This is a genomic window from Brucella oryzae, assembly GCF_041929965.1.
GTDB classification, from domain to species: Bacteria; Pseudomonadota; Alphaproteobacteria; order Rhizobiales; family Rhizobiaceae; genus Brucella; species Brucella oryzae.
The window spans coordinates 27786-40890 of sequence record NZ_JBHEEO010000005.1 but is presented as its reverse complement, the minus strand read 5'-3'; the positions used below and the strand labels follow the sequence as shown (position 1 = coordinate 40890).

The following is a 13105-nucleotide window of genomic DNA, read 5'->3' as shown; positions in this document are numbered from 1 at the left end:
GCGGACAGCGTAATGAGCAGGACTAACAGTAGCATTCTGTTCATTGCGATCTTTTGCCTATACTGGATCACGCTCGATCCTTTTATTGATTTGCGCGATCCGGATGTTCTTCTCGCTCAGGAAGCGGGAAATCCGATGCAACAGGTGCTTTCACTACTTATCACCACTCTCTGCCTCGGAGTTCTCTGGCAAAACCGCAGTCTGGTCGGCAAGGCACTGCCGCCGTCTTTGGTCTTATTGCTGGGATGGCAATTCATTACAGTCATTCTTTCCACACATCCCGATCTCTCGTTTCGCCGCTATGTTTTCAGTGTCACGGTTATCATTACTGCTTTCGCCTGGCTTCTTTTGCCGGAGAACGAGAACCATTTCATTCGCCTTGTCAAACCGCTATCGCTATTCGTGCTCGGACTAGCCTATTTTGGCGTCATCTTCTTGCCGGCCGTGTCAATTCACAATCTGGCGGAGGTGTTGGAATTGACAAATGCCGGGTCGTGGCGCGGACATTTTGCCCACAAGAATCTCGCCGGACCGGCTATGGTGGTGCTAAGCTGCTACGGCATGTATCTTTGGAGGGCCAAAGCTCGGCTCAGCGGGGCACTCATTACGATATCCGCGCTTTTTTTTCTTTACAAAACAAATAGCAAGACCTCTATCGGCCTAGTCGTGCTGGCCTTTGTCCTCGCATATTGTCTTGTGCAAACGCGAAGCCTCGTCGTGAAAGCGCTGATGGTTTACGTCCCTCTTCTGATCATGGCCTATCTGACGTTGGGAATTGTCCTTTTCCCTTCAGCCAAAAGCTTCGCCGAAAGCTTCACTTCCGACCCGACCTTCACGGGGCGTACCGAAATATGGAAATTCGTCCTCCGGCAACTTGCGGACCATCCGTTGGCGGGCTATGGCTACGATGCCTTCTGGGGCACCTCACGGCTAGTGAATGGCGGATACGACATAGAAACATGGGCTGCCCGCGCAGGTCATGCCCACAACGCTTATCTCAACATAGCGATTACGACGGGTTCCATCGGCTTGGCTTTGCTGATCTGGTGGATTGGAGTCCGCCCCCTACTCGACTTCCACCGTGCGCAACAATCAGGCAACTCCCTTAGCCTGGCGCTCATGTACCTTCAAATCTGGTTATTTATAATGTTCTACGCAAATCTGGAAACCCCGTTCTTCGTCGCGCGCGGACCGGTCTGGTTCAGTTTGCTTACAGCGGTTATAGGTATGCGGCTACACGCCTGCACCGTACAGAAAAAGCAGCAGTCAGAAATCCTTGCGAAAAATGGCCGACCCATTCGGGTCATAAGCTAAGCCGTCGATACGGCCCAACGCAACATCGATCAAATTTCCAAGAGAAGCCGGACTCAAGACCGGCTCAGCTTTCCTTCAACTAGGCTGTACATCGATCTTTTTCCGTAGCGTCGCCTTGGAACCCAGGCGGGTAAACGGTTTTTCAATCACGAGATAAGAAATCCTCGCCGCGACGAGACTGCCGATGACAATCGCCGTCGCAGCCAATGGGAATGCCTTTTCGGTCAAACCGAGACGATTGAAGACGGCCCAACCCGCGCCGACGACAAACATATGCGTCAGGTACAACGAATAGGAGCTGTCACCGACCAGCAGTAACAAATTCCGGGGTGAAAGATCGCGCAACCAGCGTTCGACACAGAGCACTGTCGTCACCAACAGAACGGACGTGATCAGGTAGACTAGGAATTCGATGAAAAGCGGCCCCTGAGTGAAATCGACGGTGAACAGAGTGGCAATGCCCAAAAGCATCGCAAATACCAGCACCGGCAGGCTATGGATGGAAAACCGGGCCCAGACACCCCTTCTTTGCAGCTCGGCGATCCACATTCCCGCTAAGAACGGCATCAGGTTGAAATTGAAATAAAAAGCTGAGACGCTTCCGTGACGCGGAACGAAGAACGCACCTAAAATGAGGCTCCCAAGTACGCCGCTCATCAAGACGGTGCGCTGTAATCCGTTGCGGCACCACCAGAACAACGAGAAGAGAACATAGAAGAAGATTTCGTAATTGAGCGACCAACCCGGCTTGAGTAAAGGCCGCCAGTCATCGGGAATACCGGGAACCGCCATAGGCAGGAAGGCCAACGACTTTAGCAGATATTCCGGCGTAAACACGGTTGTCTTGAAAAGGCTCGGCAGAACAATGGCGCAGACAGCTAGGAATAGCGTGCAGATCCAGTAAAGCGGCACCACCCGCATGATACGCCGTCGCATGAAGTTACTCGGCGTGAAACCGCCGGAATGAATATAGGCAATAATAAAGCCGCTGATAACGAAGAATATCGACACGCCAAACGCACCGAAAACGCCGAGAATGCGCGGAGGATCGGCAAGCGTATGCTGCAAAGTATGATCGATCACGACCAGGAGAGCTGCCAGGCCACGTAAAATCTGTATGGAGTTGAATTTTTCATTCTGTATGCCAAGCCCCGACAATTCACCACCCCATTGCCACAATCCCTAGGCGGCAGAGCTAGCATATTTCCAGGTAAAATACATGGCAATAATCCGCAGTGGGAATGTGACAGTCCAGCAGCTTTGGGCCAAGAAATCGAGCGAAGGTGGTTCGGTCACAGACCCACATGGATGGCATTTTCCATTGGCTGACGAGTATGGCGTATAAAGAGAGAGCGCCAAAACCGGCGCTCGTTTTCAACGGTTACAGACGTTCGAGCAGGAAATAGGTTGTTGGCCCAGGGGGCACGGGCAAGGAGGAAACATTGCTCCACAGCTCCGCACCTATTGGAGAAGTACCGTCTCCCGACACGACTTGCGGCTGCACAACCCCGTCAAGATTGATAGGAGAAATTCTCCATGGGCGATCGGTTGGCAATGAGAATTGCACCCACTCGACTTTGATCTCGACAGGCAGCGTCCCATAATTGGAAACGATCTTCTGCTCCGTATCGGAAAAAGTCATGCCGGTATTACGAGCATTCGTGGCCATGATAATTAAAAGCTTGCTGCTTTGCGCCACTGTTTGCCCATCAAGCGACGAGACCGCGAACAGGCTTGCACCGGAAGCATTCCAAACAGTCATCTGACCAAGTGAAATGGGCTGGGTAACTGATGCAAACGCTATGGCCTCCGTGTGCGGCGTAACAACCCTCATCTGTTTCGCCGCCATGTCGAGCGTGACCTCTCCAGTATCGCTGGCATAAATGCCTGACGCCGCATCGCTAGGATTATCAGCCGCCAGCACGCCACTGTTACGCAGCAACGTGACCGCAGCTGCCCGGGAATTTATCTGGCGGGGAGAGCCGACCGATACCGCCCCAGGTGCAAGTGTGGCGTCTCCTTGTGCGAAATTTGTCATCAACGACATGATGGTAACGGCGTCCGGTTCCTGTGTGTCCAACCCAACAAGATTGCTGACATCTTGTATTTGCGCCACAATCTGATGAGCCGCCTTTGCGACATCTCCACGCCGGAACAGCAGTGCCGCCAGAGTTTCGCCAGCACGAGCAATGGGATCAAGTGCCGTTCTGTAGGGGCGGATATACTGTTCATTAAAATCGCTGCCACCATAGCCAAGGACCAGTGCTCCATTGCTATGGCGGCAAAGCACATCCCATCCTTGAAACGCGGCATAAGATGGCATCGCCAAGCCAGCCTCATATCGAAATTTATTCCAGAATAAGTGGTCGTATTCTGTCATGACAAACGGCTTGCCGAAATGCCGTGCCGAGGCCGCAAGACGGAAATACTCCACCGCATTGGCGAGCGAACTATCCTGCTGGATCTGCCCGCCGGGCGACATATCACCGATCCAATCGTGATAGGTGTTCATCGCAACTGCCGTCTGATTGCGGCGCGTCAGGGCAGGCTGGATGCCTGTCCAGTTGTTGTGCGGTGCCACAACGCCAGTGAAACCCATAGCCCGAACACAGTCCCCCATCCTCTCCGCGGTTCGTGTTTCGACGTCCACCAGAAAGCGGGCAAAATCTCGCAGCCGCGCCGTGCTAACATAGCGATCCTCGGGCAATGCGATAGTGCCGTTTTCCAGATTCTCGTTCTGTGCCAGTTCGCTACCCCATGCGTTGGCCAGACCAGCCGTCGTACTGTAGCGTTCACGAAGCCACTCATTGAAAGGCTCGTGCAATTCGGCCAATCCCTGCAGATCACCGTTGGCGTAAACCCACGAGTTGAACGACAATCCATTTTCATTAAATGGCACGACAACCGCCATTGCCGGGTCTTCGAAAGGCACAAGCCCAGTGTAAGGATTGACTGTACCGAATATATCGACTTGAAAGCGCAGCCAGTGGCCGAAAGCCGCATTTTCAACATGCGTCTTCAGCTTCAGCCTGCCTTCCGTTCCCCAGCGGTCCATTACGCCGCCCAACGCACCGCCATTGGATGTAAGGCCATCCACGATCCAGTAGATGCCGTTCTGCTTCAACGCGGCCATGTAGTAGCGGAACCGATCAAGAATATCCTGCCGGTATTCGAAATCCTGAAGCTGCCCCTCCATCAACGCAATATCGAGAAAATGAAATCGCGCGCAGTTATATCCATGGCGCCGCAACTGGACGGCCATCTTATCCGCTGTCGCATTGTCAGGAATATTGCCGATGGTGCCGCAGAGCAGCCTATATGGAACAGACGGGTTGCTCTGCAATGCGATGTGACCATCCGGATTGACGATGAGCCGTCGCTCCTCCGTGATCGGCGGATTCAATAGGAACGTTGAGAAATCGAGTGGGCTGCCGGCCCCGATCTCGAGATTCTGCTGGGTAACTGGTAACCAAATATCAGGCATATCGTATCTCCACAATTAACCCGTGAAGATTAACAGCCTGCCCCAGCATGGGGATAAATTCCTACCAAATTTTTCTTTGGGTTAGCTACCGAACTCCGCAGGATCAAACTCATAACGTTTCGAACAGAATTCACAGGTAACGGAAATCTTTCCGTTTTCCACGCTGTCCTGGATTTCCTCGGCTGTAAAACCGGAAAGTACGCCAGAGATTTTTTCACGCGAACACGAGCACTCGTCCAACACCGGCACGGAGTCGAACACGCGTACGCCACGTTCATGGAACAGACGGTAAAGCAGCCGTTCCGAGCCAACTTGCGGATCTGTCAGCTCTGAGCTCTCTATCGTGCCAACCAGCGAACGGGCCTCGTCCCATGCGTCGTCTTCCGGATGAAATACAACTTCGTCTTCATCCCCGTCGCCGCCGGGGAGATCGGGGATCCGTGCACGTAGTTCAGATTCCGGGAGGAACTGAATAATCAGTCCGCCAGCGCGCCATTGTTCAACAGGCTTTCCATCGGCACCGCGTTCGACAAGCCTGGCGACACTCAGTTTCAGATCGGTCGGTATCTGTTCCGACTGACGGAAGTAGGTCGTTGCGATTTCTTCCAGCGTCGAGCCATCGAGCGCAACAATGCCCTGATAGCGCTGGGTGTAAGCGCCCTGATCCACGGTAAAAGCAAGTGTACCCCGTCCAAGGAGTTCCTCGGGCTTCGTCTTGTGGGCGGCAATCGCGTCCTTCAACCGTTCTTCATCGAAACGTGCATAAGCACGTACCGAGCGCGGCGTGCGAAAATCGACGACCAGCATGTCGACAGGACCGTCGGATTGCGTCTGGAAGATGAACTTGCCTTCAAATTTGAGTGAAGTGCCAAGCAATACGGTCAACACCGTTGCTTCCGCCAGCAGGCGGGCCACTTCTTCCGGGTAGTTATGGCGCTTCAGAATGCCGTCGATACTCGTGCCAAGCTGAACCGCGCGACCACGCACGTCGAGCCCTTCCACCTGAAAGGGCACAACGGCGTCATCGCCTGCAAAGTCGAAATCGCCCAGATTGACCTGAATGTTCTCGACTTCGGTATGCTCGGTGCTGGTCTTATCAGCCAAATTATGCTCCTTGCAGGCACCAGGCCAGAATGGCTTTCTGGGCATGGAGCCTGTTTTCCGCTTCATCGAATACGACCGATTGCGGCCCATCGATCACTTCATCCGTCACTTCCTCGCCGCGATGGGCAGGCAGGCAGTGCATGAAAAGCGCCTTTGGATCAGCTTTCGCCATCAGTCGCGCATTGACCTGATAGGGCATGAAAACATTGTGGCCGCGAGCATGATCTTCCTGCCCCATCGAAACCCACGTATCGGTCACGATGCAATCCGCACCGCTTGCCGCCTTTTCCGGATCGATGGTGGACATGATGCCCGCGCCATTGGCTTTCGCCCAATCGACATATTGCGACTTGGGTTCACTGCCTTCCGGCGTTGCGATATTGACGTTGAAATCAAAACGCGCCGCAGCCTCGACTAGTGAATGGAGGACGTTGTTGCCGTCCCCCATCCAGGCAAAGGTCTTGCCTTTGATCGGGCCGCGATGTTCTTCATATGTAAGAACGTCAGCCATGATTTGACAAGGGTGCGTATCGTCCGTCAGCGCATTGATAACCGGAACGGTCGCATATTCGGCAAGCTCCAGCATGCGTTCATGCGATGTGGTGCGGATCATGATCGCATCGACATAGCGCGACAGAACCTTCGCCGTATCGGCAATGGTTTCGCTGCGTCCGAGCTGCATTTCCGAACCGGTCAGCATGATTGTCTCGCCGCCGAGTTGACGCATACCCACATCGAACGACACGCGTGTGCGCGTGGATGGCTTTTCAAAAATCATCGCAAGCACCTTGCCTGCGAAAGGTCGTTCCATTTCTCCCGCCTTGAGACGCGCCTTGCGTGCCTTGGCATCTTCCATGATTGCGCGAAGCTCCGACGCAGGAACGGCAGAAAGGTCGATAAAGTGTTTGATCCCGTTATCGCTAGCCATGATATCACGCCGTCTTGCTGATCGGATTTGCAGTTGCGATCCGTTCGACCGCTGCTTCGATGCGCTTCAGCGCTTCGCGCGCTTCTTCCGGCGTCGTAACCAGCGGCGGAAGCAGACGAACGACATTATCACCAGCACCGACGCTCAGGAAATGCTCGTCACGAAGAGCCTGAATAAGGCTGGTGTTCGGCACCACGCATTTGATGCCGATAAGAAGGCCGCGACCACGGATTTCGGAAACGATGTTCGGGAAGCGATCGACAATGGAGGCAAGTCCCTGTTTCATGACCAGAGCGGTTGCCTGAACATTTTCGAGGAAGCCATCTGCCAGAACAACATCAAGCACCGCATTGCCGACCGCCATGGCAAGCGGATTGCCGCCATAGGTCGTGCCGTGAACGCCCGCCGTCATGCCCTTGGCAGCTTCGGCAGTCGCAAGGCAGGCCCCCATCGGGAAACCGCCGCCGATGCCCTTGGCAACAGCCATGATGTCCGGCTTGATACCGGCCCATTCATGGGCAAAAAGCTTGCCCGTGCGGCCAACGCCGGTCTGCACCTCGTCGAGGATCAGCAAAAGGCCCTCTTCGTCGCAGATCTGACGCAACATCCGCATGAATTCTTCAGGGAAGCCGCGCAGACCACCTTCGCCCTGTACAGGCTCAAGCAGGATCGCTGCGGTCTCGCCGGTAATGGCGGCACGTAATGCTGCTTCATCGCCGAACGGAACCTGATCAAAACCATCGACCTTCGGGCCAAAACCTTCGAGATACTTAGCTTGACCACCAGCGGCGATCGTGGCCAGTGTGCGGCCATGGAAAGCACCTTCAAAGGTCACGATGCGGAAACGTTCCGGGTGACCGCTTACATAGTGATAGCGGCGCGCAGTCTTGAACGCGCATTCAAGCGCCTCTGCGCCGGAGTTGGTGAAAAAGACCTTGTCCGCGAAGGTGTTGTCGACAAGGCGCTGCCCGAGTTTTTCCTGAGCCGGAATTTCATAGACATTCGACAGATGCCACAGCTTTTCGGCCTGGGCCTTCAATGTCTCCACCAGATGCGGATGCGAATGACCAAGCGAATTCACAGCAATACCGGCTGCAAAATCGAGATAGCGGTCACCGTCTTCGGTAATAAGCCAGATGCCCTCACCTCGCTCGAAGCGCAGAGCCGCACGATTATAGGTGTCGTAAAGCGGTTGCACGGTCGTAGCGTCGGTCATAACGTCAGGCCTCCAAAGCCCTTTTTAGCAGCCTGCCCCGCGGCAAAGCTGTGCTTCCCATTAACAGTCCCCGGACGCTCGAACCGTTTCCCACCATTCGAAAATCGCCCGATATTCCATTCCCAACTGCCACGAAAAACAATGAAACGTGAGAGGAATGGCCCGGATAACTTCGTGCTCCTCGCCTGAGCCTCCGGCAGAAATAAAAAACCGCCCCCAGGGCGGCATATTTATCTCGCGCGTATATTGGCGTTCATGGAAAAAATGTCAATCAAAGCAAATAAGGTTTGAAGGCCATCTTTCAGCATGAGTTCATGCATTTTCGCATTCTTGCAACATTCGGCTGTCGAAGGTGACTTTACGCGCGCATCCATACTATATAGAGAAAAGCCATTCCCCGGTGGAGGCTGCCAGTCGGCAGGTCCGCTCTGCAAGTTCGCGATGTTCCATCCTGAAACAATCCGGGTTTTCAGTTCAAAAGCAATTGCGTGCAAAATTTCGGTGCGGATCAAAGAAAAACCGTCTTTAGCACCCAAGTTGGGGAAAACCATAAAAATGGAATCTGCCTGACAAGGCTATCCCTTGTCATGGAGTCGTTGGATATTGTAGTTTCTTTTTAGAGATTAAAGCTACATTTCGTGCGGCGGACCTAGTCACCCGGATAGATATGGTGTTTGCGCTTGGAGCGATCCGAGAACACTGGTGGATTCCGGATAACGAAAATGATTGGAGCCCAGGGCGATGAACTGGACAGACGAACGTGTCGAACTACTGAAGAAGCTGTGGAGCGAAGGCTTGAGCGCAAGCCAGATCGCAGCGCAGCTTGGCGGCGTGAGCCGTAATGCAGTGATCGGCAAAGTGCACCGTTTGAAGCTTTCGGGCCGTGGCAAAACCACGACCGCTGCTCCGCGCAGCAAGAAAGTCAACACGGTTGCTGCAGCACCGCGTCCTGCAACACAACATTCAGCCGGCGTGCATACGACGACGATGCGCACGGCTACGGTCACCAAGACGGTTGGCGCCACTGCCCTACAGATGGACTACGCCGTAGACGTCGTTGCGGAAACCGTGGTGAAGCCCGCGTCTGATGTGGTGGTGCCGATTTCGCGTCGTCTTTCGCTGTTGCAACTGAGCGAGCGCACCTGCAAATGGCCGATCGGCGATCCGCTGAACGAAGATTTCCATTTCTGCGGACATGAATCAGGTGAATCCAGCCCTTATTGCAAGTATCACTCGCGCATGGCCTTTCAGCCGACTGCGGAACGCCGCCGGGCGCGCTGATATAAGGGAATAGGTGAGTAAGGGAATAAGGGAATAGGTCTGACGATATCGTCGGCAATCCCTTTTTCTATTCCCGCACTTTCTCAGGACACAAGCCGAAAAGTGGCAGTGTGCGAGATGCACGGAGACTTTTGGAACAGGCGCTTCTGCCCCTACTCCCTTCCTCCCCTACTCCCTTCCTCATAGACCTTCAGCGTGCGGTCGGCGATCCCGCTCCAGCTATAATCTCGCGCAATCCAGTCAATCATTTCCTGCGACTCCTCGTTAGTCAGCGGTTGATCGATCTTCTGCCGCAGCGCATCCTTCAATGCATCGACATCGCCAAGCGGAAAATAACTCTCCTTTGCAAGCCCCACTTCAACATTGGCGGTGATATCGCTCGCGAGCACATTTAAGCCATACCCCATCGCCTCCAGAAGCGCGATCGGCATGCCTTCATGGCTGGATGGCAGGACGAAAAGTGAGGCCTGACTGAACAAAGCCGACAGTTCCTCCCCCTGAAGTGCACCGGTCAGAACGACACCCGGCACAGCTTCAGCTCTTGCGCGAACCGTTCCGGCATATTCCGCCGTATATTCCGCCGAACCGATCAGAGCCAGCTTAAGAGAAGGATCGGAAAGCTTCGCGAAGGCCTCGATGAGATCAAGCTGGCGTTTTTCCGGGACAATACGAGCTACCAGGGCAATGTAGCGGTCAGGCGTCAGACCGTGTTTTTCCAGCCATGTCTTGTCCTGGCAGGCAGGACGGAGCGTGACGCCGTTTGGAATGAAGGTGATCGGCACATGATAATGCCGTTGCATGGTTTGCGCGATGTCGTTGGACACTGCGATACGCGCATTTGCGAAGCGCATCCCGCACCATTCACCAAGCTTGAGCATGGTGCGCGCAAGTCGTCCCCACTTCTGACGATTATAGTCAAAACCATGATGCGTCACGATGGTGCGCAATCCCAGCAGTCGCGCCAGCGGAACGGCGAGAGCCGGACCAATTGCATGAATATGCAGGACGTCTGGGCGTTTGAAACCTGCCCGCAGCACGCCCAATACCGTATGGACAATCGCCTCGAATTTCATAGAGGTCGGCGCCCGGATCGGCGTTACCCGCACCCCTTCCCAGACGTAAGGCTGCTTCTTTTCCAGATAAGGACGACGCCCGATAACCTCGACGTCCCATCCTTTCGTCACGTAAAGTCGAGCCAGTTCCTCGACATGCTTTTCCACCCCGCCCTGCACATTTGGAACACCGCGCAGGCCAAGCATCATGACGCGACGTCGTTTATCGTCTCGGCCCATCACAACGCCCCCAACTCGGCATAAAGTTCCAACGTCCGAGTTCTATATGCCTGCGGCGAAAATTCGCTACCGGCCCAAATCCGCCCTACATTTCCCATCTTACGCCTGGCTTGCGGAGATAATCTCGCAAAATCGCCAAGAACGCGGGCGAGATCATCGACATCGCCCGTACGCGAAACCGTTCCGGTTTCGCCTTCGATAATCATTTCCGGAATTCCGCCAATGTCAGCACCGATTACCGGCACGCCAAGCGCATAGGCTTCCAGAATGCTGATCGGGGCATTTTCATACCATTCAGACGGCAAAACGAGCGCCTTTGCTTCGCCGATGAGCCGATGCAGCCGCTCACCCGAAACATAGCCTGCAAATGTAACGTCGCCTCCCGTCTCAGTCGCGAGTGCCTTCAATGATTGCTCCTCAGGCCCAGTGCCTGCAATGACCAGTTTCTGGCCTGCAATGGCCGCTGCGCGAATGAGGGTACCGATCCCCTTTTCCGGTGCCAATCTTCCGACATAGGTGAAATAATTCCCCTCATCCGAATAGGGCTTCAGATCGTCCGTATGGGCGAAATTTGGAATGTAGACCAGCTTCTCTTCCGGCCAGCCCCATTCAGCTAGCTTCGCTATATAGAAGCGGCTCGGCACGACGATACGGTCAAGCGTATTGCGGTAAAGGCCAAGCATGCGATGAATTGCTGTTTCGACGAAAACCAGCCCGCTCAGCGCCGCGGAATTCTTGATGCATTTGTGAAGCGCCACGTTGTAGATGCGCCCACCCTTGCAGCGTTCGCAGATCTTATTGTGCGACAACATCTTATAGGCCGGACAGGCCAGTTTCAGGTCGTGTGCTGTCATAACCGTCGGCACACCGGCTTGCTTCAAAACTGGAAAAATCGACGGCGATAAATGATGATAGATATTGTGCGCATGCGCCACATTCGGGCGAAAGTGCTCGATCAATGCTTTTATACGGTCGCGTGCTTCCCATGAATAGATGATCTTGCCCGCCTGCACGACTTTGGTGAGCGGACTGCTTTCCCGGCCATACTCAATTTCCGAAACGAAATAAGACGACCAGTCGGATGCAAAATTATCAGGATGCTGCATGGCGAAAGGAGCCGTTTTCCAGCCGATCTCAGAAAACAGTTTTATATGGTCGAGAAAAACTGTTTCGGCGCCGCCGCGCCGATAAAAGTAATTGTTGATCGCCAGCAGGCGATGTTCCTTATCATTTCCATCCGTCAAGCAGCACCTCGTTGTACACCAAGGCGCGCCAAGGCCTCGCGCACAGAAAGAACAGTCGCCCCGCTTTTTACCGCGTGAGATACGAGGCGCTCAAAGGTTTCAGGCTTGCACCCGAATTCGGTCGGCGTATCGCTGACATCATGCGTATAGAAGACGAGCCAGCCGGGATCGGCATTCAAATCGTCGATCCAGCGGGTCTGACGTGCCGCCTCACCATCAGGCTGCCTGATTTCCACTGCCTGTAAAAAGGCCAGATCGATCATGCCGCGATTAATGCGGTTGCCGCCACCGCGACATGTTGCGAAACGATCCGCAAAAAGTCGACGCGACATCATGGAAGATGCGCAATAGGGATAAGCGAAATTACGCGGTTCGACACGATCAGGCTCGAATGCGTCGAGATAAGCGGTGTTGCGCTCCAGATCGGCCACAATGTTCCGGGCGCCCACATAAGGGACCTTGAGATGATTATAGGTATGACAGCCCAGTTCGTGTCCACGCTCGACCAGCTTCCGGCACCCTTCCTGCGTGATCAGGTTCCTTTTGGCTTCTTTCGTGCCGACCAGATTTCCTGCAATATAAAAAGTGCCATGCGCTCTGTACTTGTCGAGAATCGCCGCCCCCGTGCTTTCCGCCGTATCGGGCACATCATCGAATGTGAAAGTGATGATCCGCTCGTTCTTCGGCAGGCAGAATGGACGTAATGGAAACCGGCTACTGATAATATCATTCAGCCGAATAGCATACCATTCCAGGCGACTGCGCGCCCTGTCGAGACTATACATTTCCACCATTGCCCCAGCTCCCCCAAAAGCTATTTCAGACAAGTTTTTCCTTTGCCTGCAAGCGCAACCCGAAGACAACAACCATTATGCCCACCATTCTGAAAGAACGTATTTCTCATACAAGACATGTATAATCCGTAAAGACAAAAGCGAATATAAAGGAGCGTTAATATAAGATCGTTGTCTGTGCTTTCTGATTTCCTAATATATCGAAGCGGAGAGGCCGTTATCCAGATAAGTGTCAGAATTAAACCGATAACACCAGCATTGATCATCATATCCAAGACAGAACTAGGCGCATTGAAGGCGGTGGTGTTCCTGTGCACATGGTGCCGCGCCCTGTGCCAGCCAATACGGGTTCAATGACGTCAGTACTCTGATAAATCGCGCCGGCGGCGGCACTAATATCTGTATAGGGATTGGCGCCTATCCAGATGAATAGGAACATGCAGAGAAG

At 54.0% G+C, this 13105-nt stretch carries 11 protein-coding genes; 2 read left to right on the top strand and 9 right to left on the bottom strand.

Annotated features, from left to right (window positions below; translation table 11 throughout):
- Positions 1-12 precede the first annotated feature (12 nt).
- Positions 13-1314 (top strand): O-antigen ligase family protein, encoded by a 1302-nt coding sequence (locus JNC70_RS06460; RefSeq protein ID WP_104756144.1) that lies wholly within the window; start codon positions 13-15, stop codon positions 1312-1314.
- A 75-nt stretch (positions 1315-1389) separates the two neighbouring features.
- Here the strand turns inward: JNC70_RS06460 and JNC70_RS06455 are convergent, their stop codons facing one another.
- From JNC70_RS06455 to JNC70_RS06430, 6 genes are all read right to left on the bottom strand, one after another.
- Positions 1390-2472, bottom strand: a complete 1083-nt coding sequence (locus JNC70_RS06455) for an acyltransferase family protein (protein ID WP_245414773.1) — start codon at positions 2470-2472, stop codon at positions 1390-1392.
- A gap of 223 nt (positions 2473-2695) precedes the next feature.
- A complete protein-coding gene (locus JNC70_RS06450) occupies positions 2696-4798 on the bottom strand; it encodes a glycoside hydrolase (protein WP_104756145.1) in 2103 nt (700 codons plus the stop codon).
- Between the two features lie 81 nt (positions 4799-4879).
- Positions 4880-5902, bottom strand: a complete 1023-nt coding sequence (locus JNC70_RS06445) for an Hsp33 family molecular chaperone (RefSeq protein ID WP_104756146.1) — start codon at positions 5900-5902, stop codon at positions 4880-4882.
- Position 5903: 1 nt separating this feature from the next.
- Positions 5904-6830 (bottom strand): ornithine carbamoyltransferase, encoded by a 927-nt coding sequence (gene argF, locus JNC70_RS06440; RefSeq protein WP_104756147.1) that lies wholly within the window; start codon positions 6828-6830, stop codon positions 5904-5906.
- Between the two features lie 4 nt (positions 6831-6834).
- Positions 6835-8046: an aspartate aminotransferase family protein gene (locus JNC70_RS06435; protein WP_104756148.1), complete on the bottom strand. Its 1212-nt coding sequence runs from the start codon at positions 8044-8046 to the stop codon at positions 6835-6837.
- 230 nt (positions 8047-8276) lie between these two features.
- Complete coding sequence (locus JNC70_RS06430) at positions 8277-8597, bottom strand: hypothetical protein (protein ID WP_104756149.1); 321 nt, start codon at positions 8595-8597, stop codon at positions 8277-8279.
- A gap of 190 nt (positions 8598-8787) precedes the next feature.
- Between JNC70_RS06430 and JNC70_RS06425 the strand changes: the two genes are divergently transcribed.
- Positions 8788-9327, top strand: coding sequence for a GcrA family cell cycle regulator (locus JNC70_RS06425; protein ID WP_104756150.1), 540 nt, complete (start codon positions 8788-8790; stop codon positions 9325-9327).
- A gap of 152 nt (positions 9328-9479) precedes the next feature.
- Here the strand turns inward: JNC70_RS06425 and JNC70_RS06420 are convergent, their stop codons facing one another.
- Genes JNC70_RS06420 through JNC70_RS06410 form a run of 3 tightly spaced genes read right to left on the bottom strand, consistent with a single transcriptional unit; the run spans position 9480 to position 12657 of the window.
- On the bottom strand, positions 9480-10619 hold the full coding sequence (locus JNC70_RS06420; RefSeq protein WP_104756151.1) for a glycosyltransferase family 4 protein: 1140 nt from the start codon (positions 10617-10619) through the stop codon (positions 9480-9482).
- Positions 10619-11863, bottom strand: coding sequence for a glycosyltransferase family 4 protein (locus JNC70_RS06415; protein ID WP_104756152.1), 1245 nt, complete (start codon positions 11861-11863; stop codon positions 10619-10621). The genes JNC70_RS06420 and JNC70_RS06415 overlap by 1 nt, the downstream gene beginning before the upstream one ends.
- Positions 11860-12657, bottom strand: a complete 798-nt coding sequence (locus JNC70_RS06410; RefSeq protein ID WP_104756153.1) for a polysaccharide deacetylase family protein — start codon at positions 12655-12657, stop codon at positions 11860-11862. Before JNC70_RS06410 ends, JNC70_RS06415 begins: the two co-directional genes overlap by 4 nt.
- Positions 12658-13105: the final 448 nt, after the last annotated feature.